The 17,768-nt window shown below is 68.5% G+C and carries 15 protein-coding genes and 1 pseudogene; 2 read left to right on the forward strand and 14 right to left on the reverse strand.

The annotated features are described in order from the left end of the window. Both VG296_RS25660 and VG296_RS25665 read right to left on the reverse strand, forming a co-directional pair. Positions 1-256 (reverse strand): annotated as a pseudogene (locus tag VG296_RS25660) (hypothetical protein); the annotation flags it as partial. A gap of 16 nt (positions 257-272) precedes the next feature. Further along, positions 273-1,283 (reverse strand): hypothetical protein, encoded by a 1,011-nt coding sequence (locus VG296_RS25665; protein ID WP_325569991.1) that lies wholly within the window; start codon positions 1,281-1,283, stop codon positions 273-275. Between the two features lie 485 nt (positions 1,284-1,768). On the opposite strand from VG296_RS25665, the gene VG296_RS25670 reads away from it, so the two are divergent. Both VG296_RS25670 and VG296_RS25675 read left to right on the forward strand, forming a co-directional pair. Beyond that, the gene (locus VG296_RS25670) at positions 1,769-1,951 is read left to right on the forward strand and encodes a hypothetical protein (RefSeq protein WP_325569993.1); all 183 of its coding nucleotides are present in this window, start codon (positions 1,769-1,771) and stop codon (positions 1,949-1,951) included. A 218-nt stretch (positions 1,952-2,169) separates the two neighbouring features. Further along, positions 2,170-3,495 (forward strand): hypothetical protein, encoded by a 1,326-nt coding sequence (locus tag VG296_RS25675; protein ID WP_325569995.1) that lies wholly within the window; start codon positions 2,170-2,172, stop codon positions 3,493-3,495. Between the two features lie 357 nt (positions 3,496-3,852). On the opposite strand, the gene VG296_RS25680 is transcribed toward VG296_RS25675, so the two are convergent. The 12 genes from VG296_RS25680 to VG296_RS25735 form a co-directional block, all read right to left on the reverse strand. Continuing rightward, the gene (locus VG296_RS25680; protein WP_325569997.1) at positions 3,853-5,061 is read right to left on the reverse strand and encodes an ROK family transcriptional regulator; all 1,209 of its coding nucleotides are present in this window, start codon (positions 5,059-5,061) and stop codon (positions 3,853-3,855) included. A gap of 37 nt (positions 5,062-5,098) precedes the next feature. Then, complete coding sequence (locus VG296_RS25685; RefSeq protein ID WP_325569999.1) at positions 5,099-7,903, reverse strand: hypothetical protein; 2,805 nt, start codon at positions 7,901-7,903, stop codon at positions 5,099-5,101. Between the two features lie 10 nt (positions 7,904-7,913). After that, positions 7,914-8,891 (reverse strand): sugar kinase, encoded by a 978-nt coding sequence (locus tag VG296_RS25690; RefSeq protein WP_325570001.1) that lies wholly within the window; start codon positions 8,889-8,891, stop codon positions 7,914-7,916. Continuing rightward, positions 8,888-9,520 (reverse strand): bifunctional 4-hydroxy-2-oxoglutarate aldolase/2-dehydro-3-deoxy-phosphogluconate aldolase, encoded by a 633-nt coding sequence (locus VG296_RS25695; protein ID WP_325570003.1) that lies wholly within the window; start codon positions 9,518-9,520, stop codon positions 8,888-8,890. Before VG296_RS25695 ends, VG296_RS25690 begins: the two co-directional genes overlap by 4 nt. 6 nt (positions 9,521-9,526) lie before the next feature. Further along, entirely contained in the window at positions 9,527-10,270 is a 744-nt protein-coding gene (locus VG296_RS25700; protein WP_325570005.1) for a hypothetical protein, read from the reverse strand. A 4-nt stretch (positions 10,271-10,274) separates the two neighbouring features. Then, a complete protein-coding gene (dgoD, locus tag VG296_RS25705) occupies positions 10,275-11,420 on the reverse strand; it encodes a galactonate dehydratase (protein WP_325570007.1) in 1,146 nt (381 codons plus the stop codon). Continuing rightward, entirely contained in the window at positions 11,417-12,127 is a 711-nt protein-coding gene (locus VG296_RS25710) for a FadR/GntR family transcriptional regulator (RefSeq protein ID WP_325570009.1), read from the reverse strand. Before VG296_RS25710 ends, dgoD begins: the two co-directional genes overlap by 4 nt. 36 nt (positions 12,128-12,163) lie before the next feature. Next, positions 12,164-12,904 carry an SDR family NAD(P)-dependent oxidoreductase gene (locus VG296_RS25715; RefSeq protein WP_325570011.1) on the reverse strand — a complete coding sequence of 247 codons (741 nt, stop codon included), beginning with the start codon at positions 12,902-12,904 and terminating at the stop codon, positions 12,164-12,166. 58 nt (positions 12,905-12,962) lie between these two features. Continuing rightward, entirely contained in the window at positions 12,963-15,059 is a 2,097-nt protein-coding gene (locus tag VG296_RS25720) for an alpha-galactosidase (protein ID WP_325570013.1), read from the reverse strand. Beyond that, positions 15,056-15,886 carry a carbohydrate ABC transporter permease gene (locus tag VG296_RS25725; protein WP_325570015.1) on the reverse strand — a complete coding sequence of 277 codons (831 nt, stop codon included), beginning with the start codon at positions 15,884-15,886 and terminating at the stop codon, positions 15,056-15,058. Before VG296_RS25725 ends, VG296_RS25720 begins: the two co-directional genes overlap by 4 nt. Beyond that, positions 15,886-16,842, reverse strand: a complete 957-nt coding sequence (locus tag VG296_RS25730; RefSeq protein WP_325570017.1) for a sugar ABC transporter permease — start codon at positions 16,840-16,842, stop codon at positions 15,886-15,888. The genes VG296_RS25725 and VG296_RS25730 overlap by 1 nt, the downstream gene beginning before the upstream one ends. After that, positions 16,839-17,768, reverse strand: a 930-nt coding sequence (locus tag VG296_RS25735) for an ABC transporter substrate-binding protein (protein WP_325570019.1), incomplete at its 5' end; no start/stop codon positions are given. The genes VG296_RS25735 and VG296_RS25730, both read right to left, overlap by 4 nt.

The following is a 17,768-nucleotide window of genomic DNA, read 5'->3' on the forward strand; positions in this document are numbered from 1 at the left end:
CGACTCGAGGGTCGTCTTCCTCGGACGTGTAGACGAACGAACCCAGGGCTTCAGCGAACAGCTCGCGGTAACGCCGGTGCATCCGGAGGTCGTGCTCGGACAGGAAGTTGTCCTCGTGACGAAGGTTCACGCTTTCGCCGCGACGACCGGTCAGCGCGGCCTTGAGCAGAGCGGGGCGCGACTCGGCCATCACGGCCCGTACGATCTTCGCGACCGTACCGGCCGTGCCAGTCGGCGCGTACGCGGATGTGGTCATGGTCGCCTTCCGGTGTTCAACGCAGTTCCAAGGGTGGTTCGATTCCCGGCGGGCTCATGGTCGCAGCAATGAAGACTGCCTCGAAGCCTGCGGCGCGAATGATCTTCGCGCCGGTCAAGTCATCGAAACTGCCCACCTTCAGATCAGCGTCCTTGGTCATCGCACCGAAGACCGCGAAGTACAGCCGGGCGTTGGGATAGCGCACACGAAGCTGACGCGCAATGAAGCCGACGACGTCGGCGTGCTTGACTTCGAAGTCGCACACAACGATGTTCGGCGCCTCGGAGGCGTCGGGGTAGAAGGACGCGTCATCGAGCGCGATCTCGTCCCGTGACTTCACGCACTTCAGGTAGCCGATGGGGCACCGGCCAAACTGGGCGGAGGCAAGGAACGTTGCCATGACTAGCCCGGCTTCGTTGATACCGAAGCAGATATCCGCTTCCAGGCGTCGGCCTAAGTTCTTAATCTGTCGGCCCAACCGCTCAACGCCATATCCGAATACCTCCCACGGCAGGTCCAGAAGTTGGTACGGCTGCGGGTTGGGCAGGGTGAACGGGTGGATCTGCGGGTTGCCGTACTCGACTGTGGGAACGAGCAGATCGAACTCTGGCCCGACCAGCGCCAGCGCTCGCTGATCGCGCGCCGCTGTCACTACCTGCTCGTCTGGAGTAGAAGGCGTTGGCTGCGCATCACGGCGGCGCGCCGTAAACAGCTTCAGCGCGATCTGGTCTTCTGCAGGGAGCCGCTCGTATACGTCTGCGATCAGATCGAACGGCGACAACTGCTCGTCAGCGACGCCATGAGGCCCCCGCCCGTACGCGACGCCGAGGATCATCAAGCTGGAAAACGGCGGGGGCGAGCCCGCCCCACGTCCACGAGCCCAGGATTCCCACGCGTTGATCGTCGTCCCGCCGAGACTGGTCTGGTGATCGGTCACCTCGTTGTACCGAGCGGCGGCCTGATCCTGAGAAAGTCCAGCGGCGTAGCGGAATGCTTGAATAGTAGGCAAATCGCGGTGCTGGCTCATCAGCTCAGTAGCTGCACCTTGCACCGATCCGCCCTCTTGCCAGAGCGCGCGTCCCCGGCGAGCGAGCTCTCGGCCTCGGGCCTGGGGGCTCGTGACTGGGCGATCAGTGATCGACATGCCCCCTCCAGTCACTAAGTTCGTAGGGCTGCGGCGCCTGATCCGCTGTCCTACGAACACTCTACCCATTCCAATGGGCAAACGAGAGCATGGCGCACATGAGTTGGAGCGTGTCCGCCTACGAATCCGTTCGATCATTCGCCTGTTTCACAGGTGTCTGAGCTGCGCTGTCTCGGCATGGTGGATGACGTAAGCCAACTTTCCAAACAGAGAGCATGGTCATGCGGTCACGGACTGAACTCGAAGCCACGGTCCCGGACGTCGATCCAGCCACTGTGCCCGGCGGTGTCCTGGCAGCCGGCGGTGTGCGCGTGGCCGAACGGCGCGCAACTCTCGCACGTTCTGGCGGGCCCGAGGTGAATTACCGTGTGACCATCGGCGGCCAGAAACTCGAACTGAAAGCAGACGTGGCTCGCCACATCTGGGACGAGTGGCCCGAGCAGCAACGCACTGGGAAACGTGAAGCCGCGTTCATCCTGTGGGGCCTGGACAGGCTCGGCTGCCGCTGCTCCCCCGTGATCTGCAAACCGATCACCGCTAGGACCCACTGATAATCCAGATCAGCTGAGGCATTGACACGCTCTGCCAAGCGCTGGCGTGTCCGCCGTGAGTTCCCGCCGTCGTCGGAAGCACCTCGCCGCCGATCCCGCAGACCCCGACTCGTCAGTTGAGCCGGGCCACAGCACTGACGAAAGACGATGCCGTGACGACCCAGCCTCACCCACGCACACCGAATGTCGCTCTCCGCAGGGCACGCCAGACGATGCGGATGAGCCAGGCTCAGTTCGCCGAGGCGATCCGCGCAGCCGGGAACGCGATCGGAGTGCCCAACCACTGCACAAAGCGGCTCGTGCAGAAGTGGGAGACCGGCGAGCACGCCACCTGCCGTCCCGTGTATCTGAAGGTGTTGCAGGTCGTGACCGGCCTGTCAGCACGCGAACTCGGCTTCCGGACCCTGCCCGATGATTCGGGGACGCGCGCCGGATCAGATATTGCAGCCGATAGTGTGGACGCGGCCAACTCCGTGTCTACCACGGCCGCCCTGAGCGCCCGCACCACCGACGCGCCGATCGACCGGTCTTCAGGACGTCTGCACCATGCGATCAACCATCCCAGCGTGGTGGACGCGCGCTCCGCCGCTCTGCTCGAAGCGGGCACAGCGCGGCTGTTCGATCTGGAGCATCACAGCCCGGCCCGACTGCTCGCGCCGACCGCAGAGCGGCATCTCGCCAACGTGACTGCGCACCTGACGGCCGCACGGCACGAAACGGTACGGCGAAGTCTGATCAACTCTGCTGGACGCAGCGCACTGCTCGCCGGCTGGCTGGCCTTCGACCGTGGACACAGGTACGACGCGCACAACCTGTGGGCCGATGCGATCAGCGCAGCCGAAGCCACCATGGATACCGCACTGCTCGCCGCGACGCTCACCTTCCAGTCCCACGCCGCCTTCCGACACGGCGATCCCGGTTCCGCCTGGCAGTTCGCCCACGACGCGATCCAACACGCACCCGACGACCCCCGCGCTACCGCATGGGCCACCGCCCGCGCCGCACTGTACGCGGCGCACGTCGACGAACGCGAAGCAGCCGAGGGAGCGATGGAGCGCGCGCTAGAGATCGACGAAACCCTCGAAAACCCGAAACCCGGCGACGGCACTCTGCCGTGGATGCGCTCGATCGACCACGCCCGACTGCTCTCGACCATCGCGTACACCGCAGCCGTGCTGAAGCACCCAGACGCTGCCGAATTCGGAACCCGGGCCGTGAACGCACTCGACGAGACCACTACGAAATCGCGCACCATCGTGCTCTCCGAAGCGGCTCTCACCGCCGCGATCACCGGCGAACTGGAACTCTGTCTCGACTACGGCAGCAAAGCGGCGAAACTGGCGCACAAACTAGACGTGAGCACCGCTGTCGATCGTCTCAACGACGTGCTTCCGGTCCTGCTGCCCTTCTGCGACACGCCAGCCGTCAGAAACCTGCTGCCCCAGCTTGCCCGGCTCAAGCGAACAGCGGATCGAGAAGACGAGGCGGACCAGGAGAAACCAGCGCCCGCGCACTCCGCCGCGCAGCCATCCGAACACGGCTGACAACGCGGCCAAGCCCGCCATCATCACCTAGACCAACCCGCTGCCGCGCCCCCTGACCCCAGAGCGACGGCACGCATCCCGCCCCGTCCGCTCGTTCAGTGGGCGGTCGCTGGGAAAGAGCAGTCGGCGACTGCGACGGACACCACCCGACCACCAATGAACCCGCAGCCCGACGAGCCCCCGGGGCTCCGAGCCGGCCCGCCGTTGACTTTGACTTTCAGGTTGCAACCGCAGCCTGACCAGGCAACGCAACGGGTGGGAGGGTGGGCAAGCGGACCCGGTGCAAAGCACCGATACCGCAGCAGATCGACGCAACGCCGGAACCGTCGGGGCAGCGAAGCGGATTCCCGAGCCGGGCTAGCCGATCGGCTGCCCGTGAAACCTCGCCAGCACCTGCTGCTTCTGGCGTCCCGCGGGTACGGAGAGGTCGAAGGGCGTGGCGAGCACGATGGCGGCCGCGCCTTGGGCCCAAGCCGTGTCGTCCCAGGGCTCGACCTCGATCGGGGTCTCGTCCATCGGACTCGGGATCGCGCCGATGAGGCCCTCGCGGAAGGCGCGGTCCCAGTGCTGCCACGCGGCTGCGCCTTCGCCAAGGACGATGACGACTTCCGGGTCTAGGACCGTGACGAGTGCGGCGACTGCGCGCGCGAGTACGGCGGCGGTCTGCGCGTAGACGGCGGCGGCCGCGTGGTCGCCGCGGTCGGCGAGTTCTTGCAGGCGTTCGACGCCTTGTCCTTCGCGTAGCACGCCTGCGGCCAGCCCGGCGCGCACTAGGCCCGCGGAGCCGACGATGGCCTCCAGGCAGCCGCGGTTGCCGCAGGCGCACGGCGTGCCGTGCGGGTCGACCGGGAAGTGCCCGAACTCCCCCGCGCCGCCGTGCGATCCGCGATAGACGGTGCCACCGGTCACGATGCCGAGCCCGACGCCGCTGCCGATCGTGAGCACCAGGAAGTCGCGATGCCGCCGACCTCGGCCGAAGAGTTGCTCGGCCACGGTCAGGGCCTTGACATCGTTCTCGACGAGCACGGGCAGGCCGAGTGCTCCGTGCAGGTGCCTGCCGAGCGGCACGTCGCTCCAGCCGAGCGTCGGCGCGTGTACCCGGCCGTTGTCGGGGCTGTCGACCACGCCGGGGACGCCGATCCCGAGGCCCAGCAACGGAATCTCCAACTGCTCCTCGACGAACGGGCGCAGCGCCGAGGCCAGGCGTCCGGCGGCCTCCGGAGCGAGCGCGTCGAACTCGAGGGTGTGCGCGGCGTGCACCGAACCGTCCAGCCGGGCCTCGACGATCGCGACGTGGTCGGCCGCCACTTTCACCCCGATGGCGCGCGCAGCGGTTCCGACGAGGCCGATGAGCTGACCGCGACGTCCGCCGCGGGACGGGGCCTCCTCGTCGAGTTCCTGAACCATCGCCTGGTCCACGAGCCGGCGCACCACGGCCGTCACCGTCGGCGGGCTGATCTCCAGCTCCCGGGCCACGTCGGCACGGGACATCGGCCCTGCTCGACCGAGCAGGGCCAACACCGCCGTCTGGGTAAGGTCGCGTCCCGCGGACGACTTCGCGCTCACTCACTACCTTTCAGCGCGTCGAGCGCGTCATACGCGTTCAGCGCGTCACGTTTCCGTAGAGCGTAGTACTCGTCGAGCCGGCCAACTCGTAGTGGACCGCGCCGAGGTCGTCATCATCCCAGGCGCCGGTCGACGGGTTCTGATAAGCCAGCTCGATGTCCAGGTAGGACCACGAGCCGGTCGCCGCCGATCCGCCGCTCGCCAGCGCCGAGATCGGGATCGCCGCCTCGATGCGGCCGGTGGAGGTGTCCCACTGCGGCGCGATCGAACTGAGGCCGGAGCCGGACGTCCAGCCGCTCGAACTCGCCGCGAAGGTAGCGTAGCTTCCGCTGTCGCTCCACCGTCCGACCAGGTAGTTCATCGAGTGGTCGAGGGTACCGCCGTACTCGCCCGATGTGGTGCCGGTCAACGACGTCGAGTGGTTGAAGTCCTGCGCGTAGACGAGCAGCGCGAACTTCGGTGTCGCGCCGTACGCCGAGAAGGCCCCGGAGCTGTTGTCGACCCGGACGTAGACGTTGCTCGCGTCATTGCTGATGTAGGCGTCTCCGATGTTCGTCATCGCGGAGCCGGACGCGCTCTTCCCTGCCGGGAAGGTGTAGTAGGGGATGTTCGTCCACTTACTCCAGTCGCTGCTCGGCGTCGTGGTGATGTTCACGGTCGCGTACGCGCTGGCGTTCGCGTTCGTCGCGTACACCCGCGGGTCGTATTTCCCGGTGTAGGCGAGCGCGGCCATGATGAACGAGGACGCGGTCAGCGGCTCGGACATCGTGCTGAGCACCGGCTGGCTGGTCGGCCACGCCACCGCCTCGCCGGGCGGCATGTCGCCGACGCCCGACACGCTCACGTAGTACTGCAGGCGTTCGAGGGCCAAGGATGTCTGTCCGCTGTAGACGTCGTAGATGCCGTCGAACATGGTCATGTTCGGCCAGACCGGCTCGGCCGCGCCGGCTTCGTCACCGGCCGGGTCGTACTGGCTCGTGTAGTAGTACGTGTCGCCGGTGTACCGCGCGATTCCGTACGTGTCGTGCGTCAGGTTGGAGTCGATCGTGTTCACCATCGATGTCGCGCGCGACGAGGCGGCGTCGATGTCGCCGGTCACGATCAGGGCCATCGAGGAGGAGTCGAGCAGCGAGTTCACGGTCGTGCCGTCGGTGGCGATGCCGCGGTCGTAGTAGCCGCCGCTCGCGTTCCACAGTCCGGGCGTGCTCGCGGTGTCGCTGCGCTGGATGCTCGTCAGGATCGTGCTCGCGGCGCCGTTCCACGCGTCCACGCTGGAGGACGCCGACTCGACCTTCGCCAGGCTCGCGGCGGCCCGCAGGCCGGCGACGTAGTACGCCTGGGTGAAGACGTTGTATTGGACGGACTCTTCCCAGATGCTGGCGTCGGCGGCACCGAGGCCGTTGCCGGCGATGTTGTTCTCGACGAAGTTCGCGGCTGCCTCGACGACCGGCCACATCGTCGCGAGGAACGTGCTGCTGCCGGTGTCGGCGTAGTGTTTCTGCACGCCGACGAGGAACTCGCCGATGCTGTCATATTCGGGTTCGACGAATGAGACGTACTGGCCCGACCATTCGTCATATGTTGTATGCCATGCACCGGTACTCAACTGGTTGGCTGCCATGAAGTCCCAGAACTTCTCCGCCTCGGAGTAGTGGCCGCTCGCGTCCAAGGCCATCGCGTCGAACGCCGAGTCGCGCATCCAGGCCTTGTAGCCGTACGAGCCCTCGTTGGTGGCCGCCGGGAACAAGCCGTTCGTCGGGTTCTGCGAGTTCTTGATCACGACCAGGTTGCGCTCGTACGCGGTATTGACTCCGCCGTCGGTCGTCGAGACGTTCGTGCCGGAGGCGAGCCAGTTCGCGTAGTCGGTCGCAGTGGTGTTGAACCAGTAGGCGCCCGTCTCGGACCGCGCCGCGTCCGACGCAGACTGCGCCGCGGACATGGTCGAGCCGAGTCCGAGGTAGTAGTAGAGCGTCTGGGAACTGGACGGCGCTACCGTCACCGTGTTCTGGAATCCGAGATCCACGTTCGGTGTGTTCTCGGAGGCGTTGTCGTCGAGCGTGCCGTTCGCGTCGAACTGGCACCATGCGCTCGCGGTGGTGTCGCCGGCAGTGCAGTCCGCGTCGTTGCCTGCCTGGTACGCCGTGGGGCTCTGCAGCGCTCCGAGGGCCACGACATCCTGCCCGGAAGCGGTCATGTTGCCGAACAGGGCCTCCCGCGTCGAGTCGTAGGACGCTGAGACGTTCGTGCTCGACGACGTGTTGTTCAGGTGGACCTGGTCGAGCACCTTCCACGAGTACGACGTGGTGGACGACGGGTTGGTGAGCGTGTAGCGCGCGACGAGGAACGGTTCGTTCGGCACCATCACGTAGTCGCGCTTGATCTCGATCGGGGTGCTCGCGCTGTTGTAGGCGCCGTACGTGGTGTTGAGCACGCCGCTCTCGTCGAGGTACCCGGTCGACGCGAAGTCGTGCGCCTGGTCGTATTTGACGTTGTCGGTGGCGTCGTCGAAGAAGCCGGTGTAGTCGACGATCTGGTTGGTCGACCACTGGTTGCTCGCGCGCAGTTCGGCGATCCGCGGACCGTAGGTCCCGGTGTCGTTCTGGTTGAGCTTGCTCGCGTTCCAGATCGCGGTGAGATTCGACCAGTTGTTGATGTATTCGCTTGCCGACGACGTGGTCGACGGCGCTGTGGTGGTGTCGGCGGCCGGAACCGCGGCGGCGGCGTGGCCGGCGACCGGGTTGCCGGCGTTGGCCGAGAGGGCAAGGGCGGCGGCCAGTCCGAGGCCTGTGAGCGACTTGCGTAGGTATGCGCGGCCACGGTGCCGCGCTGAAGGGCTCAGCATGCTGCGGATGCTAAATTCGGCGGCTGAATAATGTCAAGGAATAATCTGGCCAAGCCTGCGTGGAGAGCTCGAGAAGTTCGTCGACCAACGCCGGATCGAGGAGCGGGCCGTGGTCGCCGGTGACGGAGAGCGCGGAGGCGGCGGTGAGGTGGCCGCGGCGTAGGCAGCGTTCGGTGGATTCGCCGCGTAGCCAGCCGAAGAGGAAGCCTGCGGCGAACGCGTCACCAGCGCCGACGGGCTCGACGACGTCGACTGTGAGCGCCGGGACGGTCGTGCGGTCATCGCCGTGGAATGCGGTGGCTGCGTTCGCGCCGTCCTTGACGACCACGATGCTCGGGGACGAGAGCAGCGCACGCACATCGTCGTCGCGCAGATCGTCGCCCCACAGTGCCTGCGCCTCATCGAGTCCGACGAACACGATGTCGGCGGACTGCGCCAAGCGGCGCAGCAGCGGGCCGGGCGGCTCGCGCCAGAGGGCGGGCCGATAGTTCACGTCAAAGCTGACGATCGGGTGCTCGCCGCTGAACGCGGCCTCCACAAGATCGCGGCAGCTCGCGGAGAGCGCGGGGGTGATTCCGGTGAAGTGCCACAGGTCGGCGGTGCGCATGACCTCTTCGTCGAGTACGTCCCTGCCCATGGTCGAGGCCGCCGAGCCATGCCGATAGTACGAGACCTTGGTTCCGCCCTTTGCGCGGTCCTTGAACAGCAAGCCGGTTGGCCGCGAGGGATGCGTGCGCACGGCCGAGACGTCAACCCCGGCCGTGCGCACGTGATCCAGCACGCGGCGGCCGAAGGCGTCGTCGCCGAGCCTTGATACCCAGCGGGCGTCGACGCCGTGGTCCGCGAGGTACATGGCCACGTTGGACTCGGCACCGGCCGTGTCGAGGCCGAGCTTTTCGGTGGCATCCAGGGCCGTGCCGTCGGACGGGATGAACGAAACCATGGTCTCGCCGACGCACGCGACGGCTGCGTCAGGGCTCTGCGTCATCGACCGGCCTCGGCGGCGATGCGCAGGAAGGCTCGGGTCCGTTCGCGCAGCGCCTCCAGGTCGCCGCCGTCCGCCGCGTCGCCGATCAACGGGCTGCCGACTCCGACGGCCGTCGCGCCGAGCTCCAGGTAGCGGCGACCGGACTGCGCGTCCACGCCGCCGACCGGGACGAACGGGACGTCCGGGAACGGCGCTCGCAGGGCACGCAGATAATCCGGACCGCCCATCGAGGAGGCGGGGAACAGCTTGACCGCATCGGCGCCGATGGCACTCGCCGCGATCACCTCCGAGGGGGTGAGGGCGCCGACGATCGCCGGCAGGCTGACGTGCCTGGCCTCCAAAGCGCCGTCGCCGATCCCCGGGGTGACGATGAATTCGGCGCCGGCGGCACGCGCGTCGCGCGCGTCTTGCGCGGTGAGGACGGTTCCCGCGCCGAGGACGGTCTCGGAGCCGAGCGCAGTGCGGGCGCGCGAGATCACGTCGAGGGCCCGCTCCGAGGTGAGGGAGACCTCGATCAGTCCGACGCCCTCGCCGGCGAGGGCGAGCACTGTTTCGAGTACTGATTCGGCGTGTCGGCCGCGCACGATGGCGAGCAGCCGTCGCTCACGGAGTAAGGATTGAAGATCCATGATCATCTAAGCTTTCTGCTGGTACGCGGTGATCGTCAGCCGCCAGCGCACCTCGCCGGAGTCCGGGACGACGGCACAGTCGCCGTCGTCGGCGTGTGCGAGGTCGAAGACGCGGCCGAGCATCGGTTCCACGCCGATGCTGCGGTACGGGTCGGCATCCGGCCATCCGCCCAGATTGCGCCAGAGGGCGATGGCGGTCGGCTGGCGGTTGACCTGCACGGATAGGCGCAGGCGGTGATCCGGGCCGTCGTCGACGACTGCTGTGGTGCCGTCGATGACGTCGCCTACGGCAGTTCCATCGTCCGGGCCGAGGGGGAAGACGCGAGTCTCCGTGGCGTGGTGGACTTGCAGAACGGCACGCTGGCTCAGGTCGAGCAGCGCGTGACCGGCCCAGAGGAAGCGATATCCGGGCTCGGCGACGAGTCGGTAGTCGGCGACGACGGATCCTGAGACGACGCCGATCCGGCGGGTCAGCTCGAAGTCCGGGCAGGAAACGCGGTGCTCGAGCATTGAGTCGCCCGCGATCCACGCCCTACTCCACGCATCGCCGTGATCAGGAAGCCCTCGCACGGTCGGCACGCACTCCTCGATCCCGCCCGCGTCGGCGAAAGCGTCGCCGGGCAGGACGTGCTCGCGGCGTGGCTCGTCACGGTGCCAGAGCCATTCGCGGCCGCCGCCACTCAGCGAAGTCCACCGACCACCGTGCTCGGCATCGACGCGCACGCTCAGCGGAACGGTTTCGAGGACCATCGGATCACCACTCGGCGAGTGTGCCGTCGGCCTGACGCCACACTGGATTGCGCCATCGGTGGGCGACCCGGTCCGCGGCCCGCACGGCGTTCTCGTCGATGGTGACGCCGAGGCCCGGCAGCTGCCCGCGCACGGCATGGCCGTCGACGAAGCGGAACGGCTCGGGGTCCATGACGTAGGACAGCAGATCGGCTTCCTTGTTGTAGTGGATGCCGAGGCTCTGCTCCTGGATCAGCAGGTTCGGGGTGGCGAAGCCGACCTGCAGGCTGGCCGCGAGCGCGACCGGGCCGAGCGGGCAGTGCGGGGCGAGCAGCGCGCCGAAGGTCTCGGCGAGCGAGGCTATCCGCGTCACCTCGCTGATCCCGCCGGCATGCGAGAGGTCCGGCTGCACGACCGCCATTCCGGCCTGCAGCACCGGCAGGAAGCCGGCCCGGCCGTAGATCCGCTCGCCGGTCGCGAGCGGCACCGGGCTCGCGGCGACCAGCGAGGCCAGGGCCTGCTGGTGTTCCGGCAGCACCGGCTCCTCGACGAACAGCGGGCGGTACGGCGCGAGCTCCGCCAGCACCCGTCGCGCGGTGGCCGGGGTGAACCGACCGTGGCAGTCCATTGCGACGTCGCGGTCCGGGCCGAGGGCTTCGCGCGCGGTCGCCAGGCGGGCGACCACGCCGTCGACCTCGGCCGAGGTGGCGATCGGCGACATCCGGCCGGACGCGTTCATCTTCACCGCGGTGAATCCGGCCGCCACCTGCGCCGCGATCGCCTCGGCGAGTTCGGACGGCTCGTCGCCGCCGACCCACGCGTACACCCGGACCTTCTCCCGCACGGGGCCGCCGAGCAGCGCGTATACGGGTGCTTCGTAGGCCTTGCCGGCGATGTCCCACAGGGCTTGGTCGATCCCTGCGACGGCGCTGCTGAGGATCGGCCCGTCACGGTAGAACCCTGCCTTCGTCAGCACCTGCCAGTGGTCCTGGATGCGCAGCGGGTCCTGGCCGATCAGGTATTCGGCCAGCACGTCCACGGCGGCGCGCACGACCTCGGCGCGGCCCTCGACGACGGGTTCGCCCCAGCCGACGATCCCGTCGTCGGTCTCGATCCGGCAGAACAGCCAGCGTGGCGGCACCAAGAAGGTCTCAACCCGGGTGATCTTCACCGGCGTTCCATTTCCGAGCGCAGCCGCTCCTCGTCGCTGATGGCCTTGTCCAGCAGGGCGCGCATGGCCGCCTCTGCCGTATCAGGGTCTTGCGCCCGCACGCCGTCGAGCACCGCCTGGTGGCTGGGCACCGGGTCGTCGGACGCGTCGTCGGTGCCGTGCACCAACTGGTCGCGCGCGGCGAGCGCGGACTCGAGCACGGTCTGCATGCGCTCGAGCAGTTCGTTGTGGGTGGCGTCGAGCAGCGCGCGGTGGAAGGCGAGGTCGGCGTCGACCGCACTGCGCGAATCGTCCGCGCTCGACATCGCCTCCAGCGCCGCGTCGAGCCGGGCGAGGTCGTCGTCCGTGCGCCGGGTGGCGGCCAGCCGTACCGCGGCCGGTTCGATGATGCCGCGCACCTCGTCGAGGCTGCGCAGCAGCCCGGCGTCCGCCTCGGCGCTGAACTGCCAGCGCAGCACGTCCGGATCGAGCAGGTTCCAGTCCGCTCTCTGCCGCACGTAGGTGCCGCGTTTCTGGCGCGCGTCCACCAGGCCCTTGGCCGCCAGCACCTTCAGCGACTCGCGCAGCGCGGTGAGACTGACGCCGAGTTCCTCCTGCAACGCCGACAGGTCGAGCGTCGCGCCCTCCGGCAGCGCGCCGCTGAGCACGCGTCGGGCGATGGCGTCCACGGTCTGGCCGTGCACCCCGCGGTTTCCGTACAGCGACATGTCTTACGTGTCCTTACTTTCTTGGAGAGCCGAGAGCTATGCCGAGGCCTTGGCGACGGACCAGCCGCCGTCGACCACCAGGCTCGTCCCCGTGATGAACGAGGCTTCCGGACCGGTGAGAAAGGCGATGGCCGCGGCGACCTCCGCGGGCGTGCCGAAGCGGGCTGCGGGCGTGGCCGCGACGGACAGCTGACGGTCGGCCTCGCTCACCCGATCCCATGCGCTGGTCATGATCGGTCCGGGCAGCACCGCGTTCACCCGGACGCGCGGCGCGTACTCGACCGCGAGCTGGCCGCACAGCGACACGAGCGCGCCCTTGGCCGCCGCGTACGCCGGATGCCCGGGGAGGCCGAAGCGGGCGTGCACCGAGGAGACGAACACCGCGCTGCCGAGTCGTTCTCGCAGGTCGGGCAGCGCGGCGCGAAAGCCTAGGAAGGCGCCGCCGAGCGTCACCGCCAACTGCCGGTCCCAGGAGGCGAGCGAGGTCTCGTGCGCGGCGGCGACCTCGCTCGCGTACGCGTTGCCGACCAGCACGTTCACCGGTCCGAACTCGTGCGCGGCCTCGATGACGCGATCCCAGTCCCGTTCGTCGGCGGCGTCGGCGCGCACGAATCTCGCCCGGCCGCCGGCCTCGGCGATCCGGGCGACGACCTGCTCGCCCCGCTCGGAGATGTCCGCGAGCACGACCGCGGCGCCGTCGCGGGCCAGGCGTTCGGCCGTCGCCGCGCCGATCCCCGAGGCCGCGCCGGTGACCACGGCGACCGATCGCTCGTTCATCTGTTGGAGGCTCCTCACTCCCGCTGCTCTGTACATTAATTATGAATTGTGAAGGTTCTCAACGCCGCCGCAGCAGCACCGCGTCGGCGTCGAGATCCGCGCTCCAGGCGCAGGGCAGCCCGGCGTGCAGCAGATGAGCGCCGCTGTACTCGGCGCCGGTCGCCTCGTCCCGGTAGCGCGCGGCCGGCTCAAGGCCGCGCAGCCGCAGCCGGTCCGGACGTCCCGGCAGCAGCGGCAGGCCGGTCAGGTTTCCGCTGTTCCAGGCCAGGACGATCTCGTGCGAGCCGTCCGCCGCCGAGTACTGCACCCCGCACGAGTCATCCGCGGGGCTGCCGATCAGATGCACGACGCCGTGATGCAGCGTCTCGCGCCACTGCTTGTACCTGGCGATCCACTCGGCGGCCTCGGCACGCTGCTCGGGCGTCCACGCCCGCACGTCGGCGCCGATGCCGAGCGCACCGGCCATCGCGGTGACGAAGCGGAAGCGCAGCGAGCGCGGCCGCGTGTCGAAGAACCCTGTGGAGTCGGTCACCCACGAGCTCATCACGTGCGGCGCGTGCGCGTGCAGGAAGCCGTACTGAATCGCGAGCCGGTCCTGCGGTCCGGTGTTGTCGCTGGGCCAGACGACGTCGGTGGCGGCGACGGCCGCGGCGTCGGCCCGCCCTCCCCCACCGGCGCACCCCTCGACCAGGACGTGCGGATGCTCCGCGCGCAGCGTGCTCAGAATGCGGTGGTAGTTGGCCACGTGCGCCGCGTCCAGGTCCGCGGCGCGCGGCAGCGGATCGCCCGGACGGCCGCGCTCGGTCGGCGGCCGGTTCATGTCCCATTTCAGATAGCTGATCGGGTAGCCGCGCAGCAGCTTGTCCAGCCAGCCGAGCACGTGTTCGCGTACCTCGTCGCGGCCGAGATCGAGCGCCAACTGGCCGCGGATCAGCGTGGACGGCCGACCGTCGATCGCGTAGATCCAGTCCGGATGCGCGGCGAGCAGCCGCGACCCCGGACTGACCGACTCCGGCTCGACCCAGAGCCCGAACTCGAGCCCCAGGCCCCGCACCTGCTCGACGAAGGCGCCGAAGCCGTCCGGGAACGCCGCGGGGTCCGGCTCCCAGTCGCCGAGGCCCGCGGTGTCGTCGGCGCGGCCGATGAACCAGCCGTCGTCCACGACGAACAGTTCGGCGCCGATCGAGGCGGCGATCCGGGCGAGTTCGAGCTGGTCCTCATGCTCGACGTGGAAGCCGGTGGCCTCCCAGGAGTTGTAGAGCACCGGGCGCGGGCGCAGGCTTCGCGGGCGGCTCTGCTGCCGCTCGAATGCGTGCCAGACCCTCGCCAGGCCGTCGAGCCCCTCGGGACTGAAGGCGACGAGCAGCTCCGGGGTGGTCAGTGAGCCGCCGGCCGGCAGCAGCACCTCACCCTCGTGCGGCTCACGGCCCGCGCGCATGCGCAGCAGCCGACCGGCGTCCACCTGCGCGTCGATGTGCCACGAGCCCGACCAGGCGAGCGAAACTCCCCAGGTGGGCGTCGCCGGACCGTCGGCCGTCGCGGCGTCCTGCGCGGCGAGCCACGGCGCGTAGTCGTGCCCTGAGACGCCCTGCGTGCTGCCGATGTCGAACCCGCCGCGCTCGATCTCGACGTGCTTGAGCTGGAACTCCCGCGCCCACTGCCCGACCAGGTAGGTCAGCCGGGCGCCGCCGGGCACCGGGACGTTCACCGCGGCCGAATCGAGCCGCCCGAGCAGCAGGTCACCGTCGCCGCTGTTGGCCAACTCGACCCAGCGCCGGATCACGTCCGTGCCGGGCACGGTCTTGTAGCAGAGCACTGCCGCGATCCCGAGCACGTCGTCGGCGAACCGCAGCCGCAGTTCCCCCGGCTCGACCGCCTCGGCGCCGGTGAACGACCACCAGCTGCCGCGATCGGTCCCAGGTCGCCGCACGTCCAGGTCCGCGCCGCCGAACGGTCGCAGTCCGAGCGGAACGTACTCTGCCGGGGCGGCGTCGGCGGCCGTGCGGAACGGTGTGCGACCGTGCCCGGCCAGCGGCGACGGCCCGTCCTCGACGCCGATCGGACCCCATGAGGACAGCTCCGCCCAGCTCCCGTGTGCGGGTACTTCGACGGTGTAGGACGTCGTCGCGGTACGCAGCGTCCAGCGGTTCGTCACTTGACGGCTCCCAGGTTCAGGCCGGCGATGAAGTGCTTCTGGAAGCGCAGGAAGACGGCCACGGTCGGAATCGCGGCGATGACCGAGCCGGCTGCGATGACGTTCCAGTACGACACGAACTGCCCCTGCAGGCTCAGCAGCGCCGGGGTGACCGGCATCTTCGACTGCGTGATCAGCACCGTGATCGGCCACAGCAGGTCGTTGAAGATCCAGGTGAACGCCAGGGCGCCGAGCGCGGCCAGCGCCGGCCGGGTGAGCGGCAGCACGATCCGGAAGTAGATCTGCCAAGCGCCCGCGCCGTCGATCAGCGCCGCCTGCTGAATCTCCGCGGGGATCGTGCGCATGAAGCCCTGCAGCACGAACACGTAGAAGCCGAGGCCGAAGCCGATCTCCACCACGATCAACGTGGCCAGCGAGTCGTAGAGCCCGAACACCTGGCTCAGCTTGGCCACCGGCACCAGCAGGATCTGCGGAGGCAGCAGGTTGCCGCCGAGCATCAGCAGGATCAGCGTGCGGCGGAACGGGATCCGGTAGCGGCTGAGCGCGAAGGCTGCCATCGAGCCGAGCAGCAGCGTGAGCAGCACGGCGGGAACGGCGACGATCGCGCTGTTGATCAGCGCCTGCTGCATTCCGCCACCCGACCACGCCGAGGAGTAGTTCCCGGGCGCGAAGGAGTGCGGCAGGGCATTGAGCCCGTTGCCGAGCACGTCGTCCGTGGAGCGGAAGCTGATGATCAGGATCAGCGCGATCGGCAGGAACCACAGCAGCGACAGCGCGCTCGCGCCTGTGTGGAATCCGATGGTGCGCAGCCGCTTGCTGCTGATCATCAGTCGCTCTCCTTGAAGGCGCGGATCAGATAGCTGACGATGACGCCGAATGCGAGCACGAAGATCGCGACCGCGAGCGCGCAGCCGTAGCCGAAGTCGGTGTTCACGAAAGCGGTCTGATACATATACGTGCTCAGTAGTTGCGATGAGTTGTACGGTCCGCCCTGGGTCAGTGCCCAGACCACGTCGAACGACCGCAGCGAGTCGATGATGATGACCGACAGGACCACGGCGTTGACACTGCGCAGCTGCGGCAGGGTCACGTTGCGGAACTGCTGCCAGGCCGAGGCGCCGTCGACCTTGGCCGCCTCGTACAGCGCGGGGTCGATGCCCTTGAGGCCGGCCAGATACAGCACCATGACATAGCCGATCTCGCGCCACAGGGCCGGCACGATCTGGGCGTAGAGCGCGGTGCTCGAGTCAGCGAGCCACGCGTGCCTCCAGTTGCCCAGGCCGACGCCGGACAGCAGACCGTTGACCATGCCGTTCGGCTGGTAGAGGGTCTGCCACATGAGCGCGGTGGCGGTCAGCGAGAAGACCACCGGCAGGAACAGCGCGGCCCGGTAGACCGCGATACCGCGGCGTTCGCGCTGCAGGAACAGCGCGCAGCCGAGGCCGCCCGCCGCCGACAGCCCGCCGAACAGCACCAGCCAGATCGCGGTGTCCTCCAGCGCCTTGCGGAACACGGGATCGCTGAACATCCTGCTGTAGTTGCCGAAGCCCGCGAAGCTCGGCGGGTTCACGCCGTTCCAGTTGGTCAGCGAGATGTAGAAGCCCTGGATCGCCGGCCAGAACACGCTGACCGACTCGACGAGCAGCGGTACCAGGACGAAGGCGATGACCAGCGGGGACGGGCGGCCAGGCCCCGAACGGCGCGGCCGCCGGGGCCGGCCCGCCGCGCGAAGCCGCGCGGCGGGTCCGGCCGAGGTCTGTACAGAAGTTGATGCGACACTCATGCGGTCTTCCACGCCTGCTGCGCCTGGGTCTGCCAGGTGCTCAGGATCGAGTCGAGCTTGCCGGGGTTCTGGATGAAGTCGATCAGCGCCGTGTTCGCCGTGTTCTGCAGCGCGTCGGTCGAGTCGCGGTTGAAGAACTGCGTCAGGTCCGATGCCGCGGCGAGCATCGCCTTGCCCTTCTGCACCAGCGCTGTCGAAGGCGAGGTGGCCTGCGGGTTCGCCGGTATGACCGTGCCGGAGGACGTCTGCGTCCACAGGTTCTGCGCGTCGGGCGTGGCCATCCAGGTCATGAAGTCGAGCACGGCCGCGGCGTTGTGCGTCTTCGCGCTCGCGAACAGCCCGTCGGTCGGTGCCTCCTCCGCGTCCGGGACGGCCGAGTCGATGACCGGGAACTTGAAGAAGTCGAGGTCGTCGAGCGAGCCGGCCGGCACCGCGTCGGCGAAGAAGGTGCCGGTCAGCAGCATGCCGGTCTGGCCCTGCAGCAGCTGGTTGGAGGCCTCCTGCCAGCTGACGGCGGTGCCGTTCGGGTCGAAGTAGGGCAGCACCTGCTTCCATGTCGTGAAGATGTCGACCACCCGGGGATCGGTGAAGCCGTGCTTGCCGGCGAGCAGCGAGCGGTGAAAGTCGGCCCCGTTGAGCCGGATGTCGAAGTAGTCGAACCACGCCGAGGCCACCCACGCCGTGCCGGTCCCCGCACCGAGGCCGATCGGGATGACGCCCTTGGACTTAATGGTCGCGCACGCCTTCAGGAAGTCGGACCAGGTCTTCGGCTCGTTCAGCCCCCACTTCGCGAACAGGGACTTGCGGTAGAAGACACCCCACCAGTAGTAGTCGGTGGGCACGAAGATCTGCTTGCCGGACGTCTGGGTGCTCAGGGTTTTCAGCGCGAGCTGGTAGTCGCTCATGGTCTTCCATGCGTCGCTGAC

It is taken from the genome of Actinospica sp. (genome assembly GCF_035552695.1).
Taxonomy (GTDB): Bacteria; Actinomycetota; Actinomycetes; order Streptomycetales; family Catenulisporaceae; genus Actinospica.